Origin of the sequence: Suilimivivens sp., assembly GCF_037359455.1 — a bacterium.
Taxonomy (GTDB): Bacteria; Bacillota; Clostridia; order Lachnospirales; family Lachnospiraceae; genus Suilimivivens; species Suilimivivens aceti.
Window position 1 is genome coordinate 169,724 of the sequence record NZ_JAXXXI010000035.1, and the last position, 19,002, is coordinate 188,725.

At 45.5% G+C, this 19,002-nt stretch carries 16 protein-coding genes and 1 pseudogene; 11 read left to right on the forward strand and 6 right to left on the reverse strand.

Features of this window, described 5'->3' with window-relative positions; all coding sequences use genetic code 11:
* Nucleotides 1-8: 8 nt before the first annotated feature.
* The 4 genes from WJQ40_RS05895 (at nucleotide 9) to WJQ40_RS05910 (ending at nucleotide 4,810) form a co-directional block, all read left to right on the forward strand.
* Nucleotides 9-1,232 carry an aminoacetone oxidase family FAD-binding enzyme gene (locus WJQ40_RS05895; protein ID WP_337538605.1) on the forward strand — a complete coding sequence of 408 codons (1,224 nt, stop codon included), beginning with the start codon at nucleotides 9-11 and terminating at the stop codon, nucleotides 1,230-1,232.
* 69 nt (nucleotides 1,233-1,301) lie between these two features.
* On the forward strand, nucleotides 1,302-2,996 hold the full coding sequence (locus WJQ40_RS05900; RefSeq protein WP_337538608.1) for an FAD-dependent oxidoreductase: 1,695 nt from the start codon (nucleotides 1,302-1,304) through the stop codon (nucleotides 2,994-2,996).
* Nucleotides 2,953-3,549 (forward strand): 5-formyltetrahydrofolate cyclo-ligase, encoded by a 597-nt coding sequence (locus WJQ40_RS05905; RefSeq protein ID WP_337405298.1) that lies wholly within the window; start codon nucleotides 2,953-2,955, stop codon nucleotides 3,547-3,549. Before WJQ40_RS05900 ends, WJQ40_RS05905 begins: the two co-directional genes overlap by 44 nt.
* A 16-nt stretch (nucleotides 3,550-3,565) precedes the next feature.
* On the forward strand, nucleotides 3,566-4,810 hold the full coding sequence (locus WJQ40_RS05910; RefSeq protein ID WP_337538612.1) for a glutamate-5-semialdehyde dehydrogenase: 1,245 nt from the start codon (nucleotides 3,566-3,568) through the stop codon (nucleotides 4,808-4,810).
* A 45-nt stretch (nucleotides 4,811-4,855) separates the two neighbouring features.
* On the opposite strand, the gene WJQ40_RS05915 is transcribed toward WJQ40_RS05910, so the two are convergent.
* From WJQ40_RS05915 to WJQ40_RS05935, 5 genes and pseudogenes are all read right to left on the reverse strand, one after another.
* Nucleotides 4,856-5,914 carry an ABC transporter substrate-binding protein gene (locus WJQ40_RS05915; protein ID WP_337538615.1) on the reverse strand — a complete coding sequence of 353 codons (1,059 nt, stop codon included), beginning with the start codon at nucleotides 5,912-5,914 and terminating at the stop codon, nucleotides 4,856-4,858.
* A 52-nt stretch (nucleotides 5,915-5,966) separates the two neighbouring features.
* Nucleotides 5,967-6,731: pseudogene (locus tag WJQ40_RS05920) on the reverse strand (ABC transporter permease); the annotation flags it as partial.
* A complete protein-coding gene (locus tag WJQ40_RS05925) occupies nucleotides 6,728-7,549 on the reverse strand; it encodes an ABC transporter permease (protein ID WP_262573197.1) in 822 nt (273 codons plus the stop codon). The pseudogene WJQ40_RS05920 and the gene WJQ40_RS05925, both read right to left, overlap by 4 nt.
* Nucleotides 7,542-8,618, reverse strand: a complete 1,077-nt coding sequence (locus tag WJQ40_RS05930) for an ABC transporter ATP-binding protein (protein WP_337538619.1) — start codon at nucleotides 8,616-8,618, stop codon at nucleotides 7,542-7,544. The genes WJQ40_RS05925 and WJQ40_RS05930 overlap by 8 nt, the downstream gene beginning before the upstream one ends.
* A gap of 27 nt (nucleotides 8,619-8,645) precedes the next feature.
* Nucleotides 8,646-9,185 carry a cupin domain-containing protein gene (locus WJQ40_RS05935; protein ID WP_337538624.1) on the reverse strand — a complete coding sequence of 180 codons (540 nt, stop codon included), beginning with the start codon at nucleotides 9,183-9,185 and terminating at the stop codon, nucleotides 8,646-8,648.
* A 254-nt stretch (nucleotides 9,186-9,439) separates the two neighbouring features.
* On the opposite strand from WJQ40_RS05935, the gene WJQ40_RS05940 reads away from it, so the two are divergent.
* Nucleotides 9,440-10,516 (forward strand): lactonase family protein, encoded by a 1,077-nt coding sequence (locus WJQ40_RS05940; RefSeq protein WP_262573193.1) that lies wholly within the window; start codon nucleotides 9,440-9,442, stop codon nucleotides 10,514-10,516.
* Between the two features lie 37 nt (nucleotides 10,517-10,553).
* Here WJQ40_RS05940 and aroC read toward each other — a convergent pair whose 3' ends face one another.
* Nucleotides 10,554-11,654, reverse strand: coding sequence for a chorismate synthase (gene aroC / locus WJQ40_RS05945; RefSeq protein WP_337538628.1), 1,101 nt, complete (start codon nucleotides 11,652-11,654; stop codon nucleotides 10,554-10,556).
* 224 nt (nucleotides 11,655-11,878) lie between these two features.
* Here aroC and WJQ40_RS05950 point away from each other — a divergent pair, with 224 nt between their 5' ends.
* From WJQ40_RS05950 to ilvD, 6 genes are all read left to right on the forward strand, one after another.
* Nucleotides 11,879-12,931, forward strand: coding sequence for a M15 family metallopeptidase (locus tag WJQ40_RS05950; protein ID WP_337405292.1), 1,053 nt, complete (start codon nucleotides 11,879-11,881; stop codon nucleotides 12,929-12,931).
* Between the two features lie 8 nt (nucleotides 12,932-12,939).
* Nucleotides 12,940-14,085: a tRNA guanosine(34) transglycosylase Tgt gene (gene tgt / locus WJQ40_RS05955; RefSeq protein WP_262573188.1), complete on the forward strand. Its 1,146-nt coding sequence runs from the start codon at nucleotides 12,940-12,942 to the stop codon at nucleotides 14,083-14,085.
* Nucleotides 14,086-14,194: 109 nt separating this feature from the next.
* Nucleotides 14,195-14,518: a preprotein translocase subunit YajC gene (gene yajC, locus WJQ40_RS05960; RefSeq protein ID WP_118796911.1), complete on the forward strand. Its 324-nt coding sequence runs from the start codon at nucleotides 14,195-14,197 to the stop codon at nucleotides 14,516-14,518.
* Between the two features lie 78 nt (nucleotides 14,519-14,596).
* Nucleotides 14,597-15,685 (forward strand): 3-isopropylmalate dehydrogenase, encoded by a 1,089-nt coding sequence (gene leuB / locus WJQ40_RS05965; RefSeq protein ID WP_118796912.1) that lies wholly within the window; start codon nucleotides 14,597-14,599, stop codon nucleotides 15,683-15,685.
* A complete protein-coding gene (locus WJQ40_RS05970; protein WP_337538636.1) occupies nucleotides 15,669-17,333 on the forward strand; it encodes a glycosyltransferase family 39 protein in 1,665 nt (554 codons plus the stop codon). Before leuB ends, WJQ40_RS05970 begins: the two co-directional genes overlap by 17 nt.
* Nucleotides 17,330-19,000 carry a dihydroxy-acid dehydratase gene (gene ilvD / locus WJQ40_RS05975; RefSeq protein ID WP_337538639.1) on the forward strand — a complete coding sequence of 557 codons (1,671 nt, stop codon included), beginning with the start codon at nucleotides 17,330-17,332 and terminating at the stop codon, nucleotides 18,998-19,000. The genes WJQ40_RS05970 and ilvD overlap by 4 nt, the downstream gene beginning before the upstream one ends.
* Nucleotides 19,001-19,002: the final 2 nt, after the last annotated feature.

The following is a 19,002-nucleotide window of genomic DNA, read 5'->3' on the forward strand; positions in this document are numbered from 1 at the left end:
GAGAAAAGATGAAAATTGCAATTATAGGCGGCGGAGCGTGCGGAATGATGGCAGCGATAGCTGCCACAGAGCAGAAAGCAAGTGTGACTGTCTTTGAAAAGAATAATAAAGCTGGTAAGAAGATTTTAGCGACCGGTAATGGAAAATGTAACTTCAGTAATCTTGATTTTCATATGGGAATGTATTACTGTAAGGATAAATCAAAACTGGAAAACTTCTTTCATGAATTTTCCTGTCAGGATATGATCAGATTCCTTGAGGAGAACGGAATCCTGATCAGAGAAAGGAATGGTTATCTTTATCCTTATACAGAACAGGCAGCAACGATCAGGGATGTGCTTGAGAGAAACCTTGAAAAACATCATGTAAGAGTTCTGTGTGAGACAGAGATAACAGAGGCCTGTTTTCATCAGAAGAAACAGCAGTTTCTTGTCAGATATGAAAAGAAGGAAGAGGCTTTTGACAGACTGATCCTTGCCTGCGGAAGTCCTGCATCCTTGAATAAGGGAATGGATTTTTATGGCTATCGTCTGGCTAAAGGCTTCGGGCACCATCTAAATCCAGTAGTCCCGGCACTTGTACAGCTTCGGTGCAGCGATCCTTTTCTGAAGGAAGCAGCAGGGGTCCGGACAAAAGCACGCATCACATTATTGGCAGATGGCAGGAGGCTGGCAGAAGAAGAAGGAGAATTGCAGATTACTGATTATGGGATTTCCGGGATTCCGGTGTTCCAGTTCAGCAGGGTAGCAGGATATGCTCTTCTTGAAAAAAGAAAAGTGACAGCGGAGATAAATCTTCTGCCGGAATTTACAGAGGAAGCCTTTGAAGAAATGGTCATTGACCGTTATGAAAAGCTGAATGGATATAAAATTTCTGATTTTGTGCTTGGACTTACAAACAGTAAGCTGAATGGAGCCATACTGCATCTGCAGGGATTAAAAAAGGAGCTGGAAATAAAGGAGATCGGGCTCTCCGGAACCAGAAAGCTGATGTCCTGCTACAGGAAGCTTACCGTACATATTGAACAGTCAAATGGTATAGAACATGCACAGGTCTGTGCAGGTGGTATTCCACTGGAGGAAGTGTCGGAGCATCTGGAGTCCCTGAAACAGAAGGGGCTGTATCTTGCCGGAGAGCTTTTGGACGTGGATGGGAAGTGCGGAGGCTATAATCTACAGTTCGCCTGGACAAGCGGTGTCATAGCTGGAAGAAGTGCAGCCAGAAGGCAATGATCTGAAAAGACCGTTACAGGGAATGTTGATACGAAAACTTTAGTTAGAAAATACAATAAGGAACTAGAAATGCTCAGAATCAGTCAATTAAAACTGCCGATCACCCATACAAAAGAAGAACTGGAACAGAAGATCCGGAAGGTGCTGCGGCTTTCAAAAACACCGTCCTATACAATCTTACGCAGGTCTGTAGATGCCAGGAAAAAGCCGGAGCTGTTTTTTCAGTACAGTATAGATGTAGAAGCAGAAAAGGAAGATCAGGTTTATAAACGTTGTGACAGGAAACAGGTCATGCAGATGGAAAGATCAGAATATCATTTCCCAGTACAGGGTTATCAGGGGAAAGAGAGACCGGTTATCATTGGTGCAGGACCTGCAGGACTGTTCTGCTGTTATATGCTGGCGGAAGCCGGTTTTAAGCCTGTTCTGTTAGAACGGGGAAAATCAGTAGAGGAACGTACCTGTGATGTCCGGAAGTTCTGGGAGACGGGAGTTCTTGATACGGAGTCCAATGTACAGTTTGGAGAAGGCGGTGCAGGGACCTTTTCAGATGGCAAGCTGAATACCCTGGTAAAGGATAAATCAGGACGGAATCGTAAAGTACTTTCCATCTTTGTCAGGGAAGGGGCACCGGAAGAAATATTATATGATTATAAACCCCATATCGGAACGGATGTATTATATCATGTTATTCAGAATATGCGGAAAACCATCCTTGAAAATGGGGGTGAGATCCGCTTTCAGTCCAAAGTGACGGATCTGCTGATAGAGAATGGGAGGATCACCGGTGTTGAGATCAATAACCATGAGACACTGAAAGCTTCTTATGTGGTACTGGCGCCCGGACACAGTGCAAGGGATACCTTTGCAGCACTGCAGAAAATGAAGGTGCCCATGGAGCCAAAGCCCTTTGCGGTAGGATTCCGGGTAGAGCATCCACAGAAGCTGATCAACCATGCCCAGTATGGAATGGATGAAAATGAGATCCTTGGCAGTGCACCCTATAAGCTGACAGCATCCGTGGGTGGAAGAGGGGTATATTCCTTCTGTATGTGTCCTGGAGGCTATGTGGTAAATGCTTCTTCGGAAGAGGGACATCTGGCTGTGAATGGGATGAGCTATTATAAACGGGACAGTAAAAATGCCAACAGTGCTGTGATTATTACTATTGATCCTTCTGATTATGGAGACGGGACAGACCCGTTGTCAGGTGTGGCTTTTCAGCGGGAACTGGAAAGAAGGGCATATCTTGCAGGGAATGGAAGAGTGCCGGTAGAGCTTCTTGGCACGTTCAGGGAAGCCGTCCTGCCGGGAGAAGCTGACGAAAAAACTGATGTGTCAGGGACAGATGCATCACAGCCCTTTGACAGAAAGGGAAAATGCGCAGAGCATGTTCCACCAGATTTTTCTCCATGTATCAAAGGAGCGTGGGCATTTGGAAAGGTACATGATATACTTCCAAAGGAGCTTTCCAGGGATTTTGTCCGTGGCATGGAGGATTTTTCAAGAGTGATTCCGGGATTTTCAGACAGCAGTGTTCTGATCGAAGGGGTGGAAAGCAGAACCTCATCCCCGGTCAGGATCCTTCGGGATGAACGTCTGGAATCTGATATCAGAGGATTATTCCCGTGTGGAGAGGGTGCCGGTTATGCCGGGGGTATTACTTCTGCCGCTATGGATGGAATAAAGGTTGCTGAAGAAATTGCAGGGAGGATTGCCTATGGAGAACAAAAGCAGGATGCACAAACAGGGTATCAGAAGTAAGTATCTTGGATATCGGGATGCTCTGGGGGCAGAGGTACGGCTCCAGAAGAGTATGCAGATCTGGGAGAACATCAGAAAACAGCCGGAGTTTCAGGAGGCTGAGAATGTACTTGTCTATATGGATTACCGCAGTGAGGTGATGACGACCGGACTGGTTGAGGAGATGTTTCTGTCGGAAGCGCCAAAGCATGTTTTCGCACCTGTGGTAGAGGGAATGACAATTTCTTTTTATGAAATCAGATCCCTGTCTGACCTTCATGCAGGCTATCAGGATATCCGGGAACCACAGGAGGATAAGGAAAAACTGTTCACAGAGGAAATAGCAGGGCAGAAGACACTTGTGCTGGTACCTGGCTCTGTATTTGACAGATCCGGAAACAGGATGGGTTATGGAAAGGGATTCTATGACAGATTCCTTAAGGCTTTTCCCTCTGTAAAAAGTGCGGGACTCGCCTTTGATGTACAGATTGCACCGGTTACAATACCCTGTGAGGAACAGGACAGAAGGGTGGATATGGTGATCACGGAATCTGAAGTGATCAGACATATCTGAGAGAAGGGGGAAGTATATGACAGCTTTACAGGAAACAGGGCAGAAAGCCGTGCAGGCAAAATATGAGGTACAGAAGCTTTCTGAAAAGGAGAAGAACCGGGCACTGCTTACGATAGCAGAAGCCCTTGTGACAGAGACAGACAGGATCCTTGCGGCTAATGAAAAGGATCTTGCAAGAGCAGAAGAAAAGGGAATGAAGGCAGGACTGATCGATCGTCTCAGACTGACAGAAGAGAGAATAAAAGGAATGGCAGAAGGGATCGAAAAGGTAACACAGCTGCCGGATCCTGTAGGAGAGCTGCTGGAAACCATTCACAGACCCAATGGTCTTGTAATCGAAAAGAGAAGAGTGCCGCTGGGAGTTGTCGGGATCATCTATGAATCCAGACCAAATGTGACGGCAGATGCTTTTTCACTTTGCTTTAAAAGCGGCAATGCCGTAATATTAAAGGGTGGAAGTGATGCTCTTTATTCCAATAAGGCGATCGTTTCCGTGATCCGTGAAGGACTTGAGAAAAGCGGTGTGACAGAGGATGCAATTTCCTTTATTGATGTCACAGACCGGGCGGTGACCATGGAATTTATGAAAATGAAGGAATATGTGGATGTCCTGATTCCGAGAGGTGGAGCCGGACTGATCCGCAGTGTGGTGGAAAACAGTACCATACCGGTTATCGAAACAGGTACCGGAAACTGTCATATTTATATTGATGAGGATGCAGACCTTGCAAAGGCTATTCCCATTATCATCAATGCCAAGACCCAGCGCCTTGGCGTATGCAATGCCTGTGAATCTCTGGTAGTCCATGAAAAGATCAGGGAAAAGCTGCTTCCAGATCTGGCAAAAGCACTTTCTGAAAAGAGTGTAGAGATCCGGGGAGATGAGAAAATCGGTGAAGTGATCAATTGTGTACCGGTCACAGAAGAGGACTACGGAACAGAATATCTGGATGCCATTATCTCTATGAAGACGGTAAAGAATGTAGACGAGGCTATTGCTCATATCAATAAATATAATACGAAGCATTCTGAGGCGATCATTACAGAAAACAGGGAGCATGCAGAGAAATTCCTGAATGAAGTGGATGCAGCCTGTGTTTATGTAAATGCCTCTACCAGGTTTACTGATGGATTTGAATTTGGCTTTGGTGCTGAGATCGGGATCAGTACCCAGAAGCTCCATGCAAGAGGCCCAATGGGACTTAGAGAGCTGACCAGCTATAAATACAGAATTACCGGTAACGGTCAGATCAGACCGTAATAGAACAGGGACGCAGACAGGTCAGACCTTCTGCGTCCCTGTATTCTATTGTGCCTTTACTTCTTTCCAGTAATCGTTATAAAGAGCATCACCCTCTTCACCAAGATACTGGAAGGTTTCCAGATTCTGGTAATCAGAGAAATCTGGGAATGCGATGGAGGAGTTTTTGATATCCTCATCCTCGATCAACTCACGGGCAGCCATGTTGGGGGTAGAATAGGTGATGTATTTAAAATTCATCAGGGCAATATCGTCCCGGCACATGAAGTTGATAAAGGTCTCTGCGTTTTCCTTATTGGATGCGTTCTTCGGGATCACCCAGCTGTCGATCCAGACATTGGTGCCTTCCTTCGGGATCACATATTCAAGATCAGGATTTTCTCTCTGCGTATAGATAGCTTCCCCGGAATAGATCACACCGATGGCAGCTTCATTGCCGATCATTTTATCTCTGACCTGGTCGATGACATAGGCCTGCACAAGGGGCTTCTGGGTGATCAGAGAATCTCTGGCAGCAGCAAGCTGGCTTTCATCCAGGGTATTCATGGAATAGCCGTTCAGCTTCAGGGCTACCATGAAGGCATCTCTGACAGAATCCTGCATCAGAATGCTGTCTGCGTATTTTTCATCCCAGAGAATGGACCAGCTGTCTACCGGCTCATCCACCATGGTCTTGTTATACAGGATGCCAACAGTTCCAAAGCAGTATGGAACGGAATATTTATTTTCCGGGTCAAATTCCCTGGACTGTTCAAAGTACTGGTCACCGATATTTTTCACATTGGGGATATTGTCAAAATTGATCTCGGCAAGAAGATCATTCTGGATCATCTTCTGGATCATATAATCGGATGGGCAGATCACATCATAGGCAGTGGCACCGGCCTCAACCTTGGGATACATGATCTCATTGGTCTCAAATTCATCATAAACCACATGGATTCCGGTTTCTTCCTCAAACATGGTCAGAGTATCAGGATCGATATATTCTCCCCAGTTGTAGACAACAACTTCACCGTTTTCACTTTTTGCAGCGCCGCAGCCTGTCAGCAGCAGGGAAAAGGTAAAGGAAAGGCAAATGGCAGCAAGTAATTTCTTTTTCATTGTTGTAGTATCTCCTTCATCATAAATAAAATATATCTTAGGCTTTCTGCTTTTTGTCAGCAGGCGCTTTATTGATCAGTAAGAGCAGGATCAGTACCGTTATAAAGATCAGTGTGGAAAGGGCATACATTTCCGGCTTGATCCCTTTTTTGACTTCGGTATAGATCTTGGTGGAAAGGGTATCCACACCGGCACCCTTGGTAAAGTGGGTGATGATAAAATCATCCAGTGACATGGTAAATGCCATCAGGAAGCCGGATAGGACACCGGGCAGGATATCCGGCAGCACCACTTTGAAAAAGCTGTATACAGGCCCTGCACCAAGATCCAGGGCAGCCTCGAAGGTACTGGTATTAAACTGCTTCATCCTCGGCATGACACTTAGGATTACATACGGGATGCAGAAGGTAATATGGCTTAACAGGATCGTTCCATAGCCAAACTTAAGTCCTAGACTTAAAAAGAGCAGCATCAGGGAAATACCGGTTACGATATCCGCATTCAGCATGGGGATATTAGTGATCCCCATCCAGATGGCTCTGGATTTCTTTTTCATATTGATAATGGCAATGCAGGCAATGGTTCCGATGACGGTAGCTGTCAGGGAAGCAATGAGAGCAATGGTAAGTGTATTGAGCAGGGCGTTCATAATGGCATCATTCCGGAACAGGGAAACATACCATCTGGTAGTAAAGCCGCCCCATTTTGCCCTTGTCCTGCTGGCGTTCAAGGACAGAACGATCAGTGTGACAATGGGCGCATATAAAAAGAGAAAGATCAGAAACACATAAAACTTTTTAGCAGCCGTTTTGATCATAATACAGAGCCCTCCCCCTCTTTATCGAAGATTGCAGAAACGATCATGTTCAGCAGGATAAACAGCATCAGGACGATGGAAAGTCCACTTCCAAGATGCCAGTTGCTGGCCTGTGTAAATTCCTGTTCTACGACATTGCCGATCAGAAGAACCTTACTTCCCCCAAGGAGATTACTGATCACGAAGGTTGTCAGTGCAGGGATAAATACCATGGTAATACCACTGATGATGCCGGGGAGTGTCAGGGGAAGCATTACCTTGAAAAATACCTGGACCGGACTGGCACCAAGATCCCTGGCGGCATTGATCACGTTTTCATCAATCTTGGCAAGGGCATTATAAATCGGCAGTACCATAAAAGGCAGGAAATTATATACCATGCCAAGGACGATGGCCTGCGGTGTATTGATGATATTTAAAGCCGGCAGATGCAGGAAAGAAAGGATACTGTTGATCACGCCGGTCTTTTCGAGCAGTGTCTGCCAGGCAAGGGTACGCAGCAGGAAATTCATCCACATGGGAAGGATGAAGATAAATACGATCACGCTGTGCTGACCGCCTTTCCTGCTGCACAGGATCATGGCAAGCGGGTAAGAGAGCAGCAGACAGATCACAGTTGCGATCAGGGACAGAAGGAGCGAGAGCCATAATGCCTTGCTGTGTTCCCTTGTTGTGACTGCTATGATATTTTCCAAGGTAAAGGCACCACTTTTATCTGTCAGACCGTAATAAAACACCATGCATAAAGGAATGATGATGAACAGCACGGACCAGAAAAAGTAGGGGGTACCGGGCAGTTTTTTGCGAAAGTTATTCATCGATCTTTACAGCCTCCTCATCTTCAGATGCAGGCTTGTGCATGATCTGGATATTAAAAGGATCCACATCAATACCAACCTGTGTGCCTACAGGATACATACCGGTAGAATGGACAAGCCATTCATAGCCATCAGGGGTGGTGACCTCCATTTCATAGTGGACACCCTTGAAGATCAGATGGGTTACGATACCGGCCAGTCTTCCGTCTGCAGGAGAAGAGAGGATGACATCCTCAGGGCGGATCACAACGTCAACGGGACGGTTTGTCCCAAAGCCGGTATCCACACAGGGAAACCTTGCAGAAAGGATCTCTACCAGCTTATCCTCGATCATGATGCCGCCGATGATATTACTATCGCCGATAAAGTCAGCAACAAAAGCATTCTCGGGCTCGTTATAGATCTTTTCAGGAGAACCGATCTGCTGGATATAGCCCTGATTCATGACCACGATCGTATCAGACATGGTGAGCGCTTCTTCCTGATCATGTGTGACATAGATGAAGGTAATGCCAAGCTCATTTTTCAGACGGATCAGCTCATACTGCATATCCTGTCTGAGCTTTAAGTCAAGGGCACCAAGGGGTTCATCCAGAAGAAGAACCTTGGGTTCGTTGACAATAGCTCTTGCGATAGCGATACGCTGCTGCTGGCCGCCGCTTAAGGAATCAGGCATACGGTTGCCGTAGCCTTCCAGATTCACTAATTTCAGGGCATAGGCGATCTTGTCGTTAATATAGGACTTTGATTTATTCTTGATTTTCAGACCAAAGGCGATATTTTCAGCAATGGTCATATGGGTAAAAAGGGCATATTTCTGGAATACGGTGTTTAACTGCCGTTTGTTTGGCGGAAGCTTTGTGATATCCTGATCATCAAAGATCACATGACCCTGATCCGGTGTTTCAAAACCGCCCAGGATACGCAGGGTAGTGGTCTTGCCGCATCCGCTTGGACCAAGGAGAGTCAGAAATTCATTTTCACGGATATAGAGATTTAAATCGTCCAGGATCATCTGGCCGTCAAAGGATTTGGTAATATGCTGCAGATCGATTAATTTCTTGTTCATTACGGTTCTCCTTGTTGGATTTATGGTTTAAAAACTGGGGGGTGCACTGACCCAGATCAGTGTTGCACCGGTTTTTTCACTGGCTCTGATGTAGTGTGTGGTATTAGCGGTAAAGTAAAAGGATTCTCCTTTTCTTACACGGATGGTACGGTTTCCGAGGATCAGACAGATGCTGCCGGACAGTACATAACCGAACTCTTCTCCTTCATGAGGATTGTCAGGGTAGGTGGAGCCTCCTTTTTCCAGTGTGATACGGATCGGCTCCATCATATTTTTCTGTGCATTCGGGATGATCCATTCGATCCGGTTACCGAGGGCTTCATCTGTTTTTTCAAAATAATCGGTTTCCTTAAAGCTGATCTGGTCATCATCAGAGTCATTAAAAAAGTGCTTCAGGTCAGTGCCAAGACACTGCAGGATATCGATCAGTGTGGCAATGGAGGGAGAAGTTAAGTCCCGCTCCAGCTGGGAAATGAAGCCTTTTGACAGCTCACAGCGGTCAGCAAGCTCCTCCTGTGTGAGATTTTTCTGGATACGAAGATCTTTTATTTTTTTTCCAATTTCCATAAATACTCCAGTCTGCCAGCACACGAGTGATGAAGAAATAATAAACTTGAAGTTTACTTTTACTAAACCGGCACTGCCATTTATTATACATACAGATAAAGGAAAGTCAACAGATTTTACAGGAAAATTACAAAATAAAAAAAGAGGTTTATTTTGATTGATTTGAGGCAGGACAGGAGATATAATAAACGCAGACGAAAGGAAGAAACTTTCATGTCTGACGATATCCAGAAAGAAGCAGGAAGGACACGACTATGAGTAAAGGAAAATATGTAGCGTATGTATCCGCTTATACCTCTGGTAACCAGAGTAGCTGCGGAATTCGAATTTATGATGTGGATATGAACCATGGAAGGTTTACAGAAAAGGACAGAGTAGAGATCACCAATTCTTCTTATGTGACGATTTCCCATAACCAGAAGTATCTTTATTCCATTACCGACTTTGGTGTAGAGGCTTACCGGATCCTGAAGGATGGTACGCTTGAAGCAATCAACCGGGCATCCATCAATGGAATGAGAGGATGTTATCTTTCTACTGATTATGATGATAAGTTTTTATTTGTCGCAGGCTATCATGATGCCAAGCTGACGGCACTCCGTGTTAATTCTGATGGTTCTGTCGGTGAGATCACAGATGAGATCTTTCACAGAGGACTTGGCAGCATTGCAGAGCGGAATTTCAGGCCGCATATCAGCTGTGTGAAGATGACAAGGGATAACAGATATCTGTGTGCTGCAGATCTGGGAATGGATCATATTGTTGTTTATGAACTGGATCATGAGAGCGGCAGGCTCCAGCAGGTTGATATTATCAGAAGTGAGCAGGAATCGGCACCACGGCATCTGAAGTTTTCCAAGGATGGCAGATATATGTATGTGGTACATGAGCTAAAGAATTATATAGATGTATATCATTATTACATAGATGAACATCATGATTCACCGGAATTTGAGAAGATACAGACCATTTCCACACTGAATGACTATCATGCAGGCGGATCCGCAGCCAGTGCACTGAACATATCTGATGATTTCCAGTATCTGGTAAGCTCCAATGCCGGTGATAACAGCGTAGTGGTTTATAGGATCGACCAGAGAAATGGTATGCTTGAGAAGCTGTTCTGTCTGCCGATCAGTGGAGATTATCCGAAGGATGCGACACTGTTCCCTGACAATAAGCACCTTGTTTCACTGAACCATGAATCCAATACCATGACATTTTTTACCGTGGATTTGAAAAAAAATATTATTGTGATGAACGGGAAGGAAATTGATGTTGACCAGCCGAACTGTGTAATCTTCCATAAGCTCACATCAGAAGAACCGTAAGAAAAGACAGGAGATCTGCCAGAAGGCTTCTGGCAGATTAAGACTGATAGAAATCTACCAGATAGTCAAGCCTTGCTGTCATGTTTTTCATGCAAGCATCCAGGATGGTAAGGGCAGTCATACACTCCACCACCACAACTGCTCTTGGAACAACAACGGGGTCATGGCGGCCTCTGATCTCAAGCTCTGTATTTTCGAGGGTATTTGTTACCGTATGCTGTTTCTGGAAGATGGAAGGTGTTGGCTTGAAGTGTGCCCGGAGAATAATCTCTGAGCCGTCACTGATGCCGCCAAGGATACCTCCTGCATGATTTGTCTTCTTTTTGATCTGACCATGATCTGCATAGAAAGCATCATTATTTTCAGACCCCTTTCTGGAAGCAGCCGCGATTCCGTCACCAATCTCTACTGCCTTCACAGCACCAATAGACATCACAGCCATGGAAAGCATGGCATCGAGCTTCTCAAATACCGGATCACCAATCCCGGCAGGAACACCACTTACCACACATTCTACTACGCCGCCGGCAGAATCGTGTTCTTTCATGCACTGTGCAAGGAAAGCACTGGCTCTTGCATCTGCCTCTCTGTCAGGCATACAGGTTGAAGTTTCGGAGATTGCTGACGGATCAAAATGATCGTCGGAAATGGAAACAGGACCGATGGATCTTGTATAGGCTGTCAGATGTATTCCAATGGAAGAGAGAATTTTGCTTGCAATAGCACCGGCAGCTACCCGTGCTGCGGTTTCTCTGGCTGAGGATCTTCCGCCCCCTCTGTAATCCCGAAATCCAAATTTGGAATCAAAGCTGAAATCAGCATGACCTGGTCTGTAGGTAACTGCGATCTCACCATAATCTGAGGAACGCTGGGAAGTATTGGGGATCATCATGGCAATAGGTGTACCGGTAGTTTTTCCCTCGAAGACACCGGAGAGGATCTCGACCTGATCATTTTCCTTTCTGGGTGTGGAGATTTTCGTCTGACCGGGCTTCCGCCTGTCAAGAAAAACCTGGATATCATGCTCGGAAAGTGAAAGACCTGCGGGACAGCCGTCTACGATGACACCGAGAGCTTTGCCGTGGGATTCTCCAAATGTTGTGATTTTAAAAAGCGTTCCAAATGATGAGCCTGCCATGGATGTATCCTTTCCCTGATTTATAATCTGAAGTATTCTGTTAATTTCTATTAACAGAATACAGTATGATATTGATTATATCGAAAACTTATGTTTCTGGCAATAAAATTTATAATAGGTGCAACTTATTTCATGAAACCCCTGTACAAATGTTATAGTTGTGTATTATGATAAAAGTGTGTGTAAAAGCATGGAATTACGAAAAAATGATACATGGTGGACAAATGAAAAGGTCGTTAAAAGAACGGGTTTTAGATTATTTCATTTATATGGGCAGAAAAAGCAGACTGCTGAAAATACCGGCTATCATCGGACTTGCTGTAAGTATCTGGTTCTTCAGGGTTGTTGAATATTTTAAGGGTGGCACCAAACGTTTTACCTGCGTGATGTTTATCCTGCTTTGTTTCATGGCGGGAAACAGCTTTGCCTATCCGGTATTCCAGAAGGACAGTGGCTTTGTGGATGGAGAAAAGGGGCAGGTAGAGGCTGTGTCGGAGGATGATTCCATATCCTTTGCAGATCAGGATGAGGGAAAGGATCCTTTTGCGGAAGAAGAGCAGAAAGAAATCCTGGACAGTCATGGTACCTCCGCAGAATATCAGTATTCCCTGTCAGAGATCCTGGATGAAGACAAGCTGTCTGAAATGCAGATCAGTAACGAAAATACAGACAGTGCTGCAGAAGAAGTGAAAGGATTTTCAGCAGATGACTGGAAGCTGATCCTGATCAACAAGCAGCATCCGCTTCCAGATGATTATGAACTGACTCTTGGCAATATCATGACGATCAAGGGAACGATGAAGTGCGATGAAAGGATTATAGAGGAGCTGCTTGTCATGATGCGGAATGCTGAGAATGAGGGTGTGACGCTTGCTATCTGTTCGCCTTACAGGGATCTGAATTACCAGGAAGGACTGTTCAACAGAAAAATAGAAAATTATATGAAAAAGGGAATGACTTATATGGAAGCCTATACACTGGCTTCCCAGGCGGTAACAGTACCGGGAGCCAGTGAACATCAGGCAGGACTTGCCTTTGACATTATTTCCAATGATTATGTAACTCTGGATGAAGGTTTTGCAGAGACAAAAGCTGGACAGTGGCTTTCGGAGAACAGCTGTAAGTATGGCTTTATCCTCCGCTATCCCAAGGGAAAAGAAGATATTACCGGGATTGAATTTGAACCATGGCATTTCAGATATGTTGGCAGGGAAGCTGCAGAAATCATAAATAAAGAAGGGATTACCCTGGAGGAATTCTGGGATAAATATTTATAGGTGCTGTTATGTATAAAGTATTGAAGCAGGAAGGCAGAGCTAAAAGAGGAGAACTGACCACTGTACACGGAGTGGTACAGACACCGGTTTTTATGAATGTCGGAACGGTAGCGGCGATCAAAGGAGCCGTATCTACGGAGGATCTTGAGGGAATCGGGACACAGATAGAACTGTCAAATACCTATCATCTCCATGTCAGACCGGGAGATGAGATTGTAAAGAAGATGGGAGGACTGCACAAGTTCATGTCCTGGAACAAACCGATTCTGACAGATTCCGGCGGATTTCAGGTGTTTTCCCTGGCGAGCATGCGGAAGATCAGGGAAGAAGGCGTTACCTTCCGTTCCCATATCGACGGACATAAGATTTTTATGGGACCGGAGGAAAGTATGCGGATCCAGTCCAATCTGGCATCTACCATTGCCATGGCATTTGATGAATGTCCTTCTGCACTGGCAGAGAAAACCTATGTGCAGAATTCTGTGGACAGAACCTACAGATGGCTGGTACGATGCAGGCAGGAGATGACAAGACTCAATTCTCTTGAAGATACCATCAACAGGAACCAGATGCTTTTTGGTATTAATCAGGGAGCTATATTCGCAGATATCCGGAGGGAACACGCAAAGCGCATTTCTGAGCTTGAGCTTGATGGCTATGCCATAGGAGGTCTTGCTGTCGGGGAGAGCCATGAAGAAATGTATCATATTATAGAAGAAACTATTCCGTATCTGCCGGTAGATAAGCCGACTTATCTGATGGGAGTAGGCACACCGGCCAATATACTGGAGGGTGTGGAAAGAGGGATCGATTTCTTTGACTGTGTATATCCTTCAAGAAATGGACGGCATGGACATCTGTATACCAATCAGGGAAAGATTAATCTGTTTAATGCTAAGTATGAGCTGGATGAGAGACCGATCGAGGAAGGCTGCCAGTGTCCCGCCTGCAGACGGTATTCCAGAGGCTACATCAGACATCTACTGAAAGCAAAAGAAATGCTTGGTATGAGGCTCTGTGTGCTTCACAACCTTTATTTCTATAATACGATGATGACGGAGATCAGGGATGCACTGGATGCCGGCAGGTTTGCAGCCTATAAGAAGAGAAAACTGGAAGGAATGGCACAGGAGCCTGATCAGAAGGAAAAATAAAAAGGTCTTGTTTTTAAGCTGGGGATTGTGTATTATATTTTTTAAGGCATGAAATTTGCGGTCATTTGCCTGAACAGGACCGCAGACCAATTTTTCAGGAGGAAATTTAATGGGCAATACATTACTGAGTAGTACCGATGCAGCTGGATCTGCAGCCGGGGGCGGTCTGATCATGATCGTTTACATCGTTTTAATCTTTGTGTTTATTTATTTCTTTATGATCCGTCCACAGAAGAAGGAGCAGAAGAAACAGGCAGCAATGCTGTCTCAGCTTGCAATAGGTGACTGTGTTCTGACAAACAGCGGTTTTTATGGAATTATCATTGACATTACAGATGACACTGTGATCGTTGAGTTCGGAAATAATAAGAACTGCCGCATTCCCATGCAGAAAGCTGCCATTGCACAAGTAGAAAAAGCAGACAATGAATAAAGCAGAACGTGATTGGAAATGAGGCGCTTATGGCGTCTCATTTTGTTTACAGGAATATAAAAAAGGAGACCGAAAACTATGAAACTGAATATTACCTGTATCCCGGGAGATGGAATCGGACCGGAGATCGTTGCAGAAGCGAAAAAGGTTTTGAATAAGGTGGCTGAGGTTTACGGACACGAGATCACTTATAAGGATATTCTGATGGGAGGCGCTTCCATTGATGTACATGGCGTACCGCTGACAGATGAAGCAATTGCGGATGCCAAGGCAGCAGACGCTGTCCTGATGGGTTCCATTGGTGGAAATACCAGTACATCACCCTGGTATCAGCTTCCTCCGGAGAAGAGACCGGAAGCTGGACTGTTAAAGATCAGAAAGGCACTTAATCTGTTTGCTAATTTAAGACCGGCAGTGCTGTATCAGGAGCTGTCTGATGCCTGTCCGCTGCGGAAGGATATCAGTGACCGGGGCTTTGATCTTCTGATCATGAGAGAACTGACAGGTGGTCTTTACTTTGGAGCAAGACATACCACAGAAGTGGACGGTGTGCGTACCGCAGTAGATACTCTGACTTATAATGAAAATGAGATCCGCAGAATCGCCATCAAGGCATTTGACATTGCAAGAAAGAGAAGAGGAATTGTGACCAGTGTGGATAAGGCCAATGTACTGGATTCTTCCAGACTCTGGAGAAAAGTGGTTGAGGAAGTGGCAAAGGACTATCCGGATATTACACTTTCCCACATGCTGGTAGACAACTGTGCCATGCAGCTTGTAAGGGATCCTTCCCAGTTTGATGTGATCCTGACAGAGAATATGTTTGGAGATATCCTTTCGGATGAAGCAAGTATGGTAACCGGCTCCATCGGCATGCTGGCAAGTGCATCCCTGAATGATTCCAAATTCGGTTTATATGAGCCAAGCCATGGCTCAGCACCGGATATTGCCGGTATGGATATTGCCAATCCAATCGCAACCATTCTTTCAGCGGCAATGATGCTCCGTTATTCCTTTGACCTTGACAAAGAAGCAGATGCGATCGAAATGGCTGTCAAAAGCATATTGAAGAAGGGCTACCGCACAGCTGACATCATGGCAGAAGGCTGTGAAAAGGTTGGCTGCAGCAGAATGGGTGATTTGTTAGCTGATGAAATTTCACGTTAATACAGAACGCAAAAAGGATCCGGAGATCATCATATTTGCTTGTATTTTGGCAGGAATGGCCGTTTATTATGGCTGCAGGATGTTTACCCTGACTCCCTGGTATGATGAGCTGTATACTTACTATTATTTCATCAGCCGGGGACCTGTCTATGCGGCTATCCACTGGCCGGTGCCCAATAATCATGTGGGATATTCCGTACTGTCAGCTTTTCTTGATTTCTTCGGGAATCCTTATATAGGCCTTAGAGGTGTCAGTTATCTGTGTGCCCTGATTAATATGGTGCTTCTGTTTTTATTAGGAAGACGTTATTTTAAGGAAGGGATCTCACTTGCTGTAGTTTCCGGGTACTGCCTTTTAAATCTGGTGAATCAGCTTTCTGTGCAGGGAAGAGGATATACGCTTTCCGTGACCTGTTTCCTGACAGCCGTCAGTATGCTGGATGTGATCTGCAGGGAAGAACGGGTACGAAAGAAGACATATGTATTTTTTGCACTTTCCCTGGTGCTTGGACTCTATACTGTTCCAAGCGATGTTTACTGGGTGATTCCGGTGTGCCTTTCTGGTGGAATTTACCTGCTTTTGCAGGCATTTGCAGAGAAAAGAAGCCGGCAGGGAAAGCTGATAGAAGCATCTGCATTCCAAAAGCTGATCCGGCTGATCCTTGTATCTCTGCTGGCAGCGTTTATTACAATATGCCTGTATGGAATCATCTGGCTGGCAATCGGATCCAACCTCTTGATCAAGGAGGATCCGGCATTTCAGGGAACAGGACATGTGCAGATGATCTTGAGGCATCCATTTATCTGTGTCAGTACAGGGATCGATTATATGCTGGCAACGCCCTATATCCAGAGTGTGCCAAAGGAAGGCTTCCTTACAAAGCTTGTGACATGGCTTCAGAATCTTTTTATCCAGTATCTGGATGGAAGCTGGTGGCTGATCCCAATGATTGTTATTGGCGGCTTCCTTGCGCTGGGAATCCGGACAGTGATCGGAAGCAGAAAAAGGAGGCAGCTGTCAGAAGAGGACATGAAAGACCAGGAAAAGGAAGAATTTACAGGGCAGACCAAAGAGAAGATGGCAGGAATACTGCCACTTCTTACGGTGATCTGTACACTTGCAATTCCCTTGTTTTTGTTCGTGCAGCATAAGCTCCCTTATTACCGGGTGTTTATGTATGGCGGTGCACTGACCGCCTTACTCCTTGGCTTTTTTCTTGACTGGATCTTACCTGATGACAGGAAGAAGACCGGATATGCAGCGTTTCTGACCGTGGCAGCCTTTGGCATATGGTGTTTTGCAACCAGAGGCTATCAGAATCAGTACAGTGACAGGGAACACAGCATGCAGGAGGTATTGGCAAAAGGCAATATCGAAGAAGCACAGAATGTCTGTGTCACGGACTGCACACAGCAGTATCTGATTCGGTTCCTGTATGGGATCACCTGTGAAAATCAGCAGATAGAGGGTTCTGACTTCCTGCTTCTTGACAGGAGGATGGCAGATCCGGACTTTACAGAAATGGAATGGGAGTTTTATCATTATTACAACACGATCCCCTGGGATTATGTAAATACAGAAATGGAAAAGAAATATGAAAACCAGAACTTTATTTTATATACTGGCATAAGGGAGGAAACAAAATGAGAAGTGATAACGTAAAAAAAGGAATGCAGCAGGCTCCTCACAGAAGTCTGTTCAATGCACTTGGCTTTACCGAAGAGGAAATGCAAAAGCCTATGATCGGTATTGTAAGCTCCTACAATGAGATCGTTCCGGGACATATGAACCTTGACAAGATCGTAAATGCTGTCAAGCTTGGCGTGGCAGAAGCAGGTGGTGTACCGGTTGTATTTCCGGCCATTGCTGTCTGTGATGGAATCGCCATGGGACATGTAGGTATGAAGTACTCTCTGGTAACCAGAGACCTGATCGCTGATTCTACAGAGTGTATGGCACTTGCACATCAGTTTGATGCCCTTGTTATGGTGCCAAACTGTGATAAGAATGTACCAGGACTTCTGATGGCTGCTGCCAGGATCAATATTCCGACCGTATTTGTATCTGGAGGTCCCATGCTGGCAGGTCACGTAAGAGGACAGAAGAGAAGTCTTTCATCTATGTTTGAAGCGGTAGGTGCCAATGCAGCCGGAACCATGACAGAAGAAGATGTCCGTGAATTTGAGGAAAAGGTATGTCCTACCTGCGGCTCCTGCTCCGGTATGTACACAGCCAATTCCATGAACTGCCTGACAGAAGCCCTTGGAATGGGGCTTAAGGGAAACGGAACCATCCCTGCAGTATATTCCGAGAGAATCAAGCTGGCAAAGCATGCCGGTATGGCTGTTATGGAAATGCTAAAGAGAGATATCAGACCAAGAGATATCATGACAAAGGATGCCATCTTAAATGCACTGACCGTAGATATGGCACTTGGATGCTCTACCAATTCCATGCTGCATCTGCCTGCTATTGCCCATGAGGTTGGTTTTGACTTTGATATTGCCTTTGCAAATGAGATCAGTGAGAAAACACCGAACCTCTGTCATCTGGCACCTGCAGGACCGACCTATATGGAAGATCTGAACGAGGCCGGCGGCGTTTCTGCTGTTATGAAGGAGCTGGCAGATCTTGGTCTGCTTCATACAGACTGTATCACTGTAACCGGCAAGACTGTAGCAGAGAATATCAAGGATGCTGTCAATAAGAACCCCGAAGTAATCAGACCGGTAGATAATCCATATTCCAAAACCGGCGGACTTGCCGTATTAAAGGGAAATCTGGCACCGGACGGCAGTGTTGTCAAGAGATCTGCTGTTGTAGAGGAAATGATGGTTCACGAAGGACCTGCCAGAGTATTTGAATGTGAGGAAGATGCGATTGCCGCCATCAAGGGTGGCAGGATCGCAGCGGGAGATGTGGTTGTGATCCGTTATGAAGGTCCCAAGGGCGGTCCTGGTATGAGGGAAATGCTGAATCCTACCTCAGCTATTGCCGGTATGGGGCTTGGCTCATCTGTAGCCCTGATCACAGACGGACGTTTTTCAGGAGCATCCAGAGGAGCGTCTATCGGACATGTTTCTCCTGAAGCTGCTGTCGGCGGTCCTATCGCATTGGTAGAAGAAGGCGATATCATCAGCATTGACATTCCGGCGCTGAAGCTGGAAGTTAAGGTTTCTGACGAAGAGCTGGCAAGAAGAAAAGCAGACTGGAAGGAAAGAGAGCCTAAGGTAACAACAGGATATCTGGCAAGATACAGAGAAATGGTAACAAGCGGAAACAGAGGGGCTATTCTGGAAACTCCCAGAAAATAATA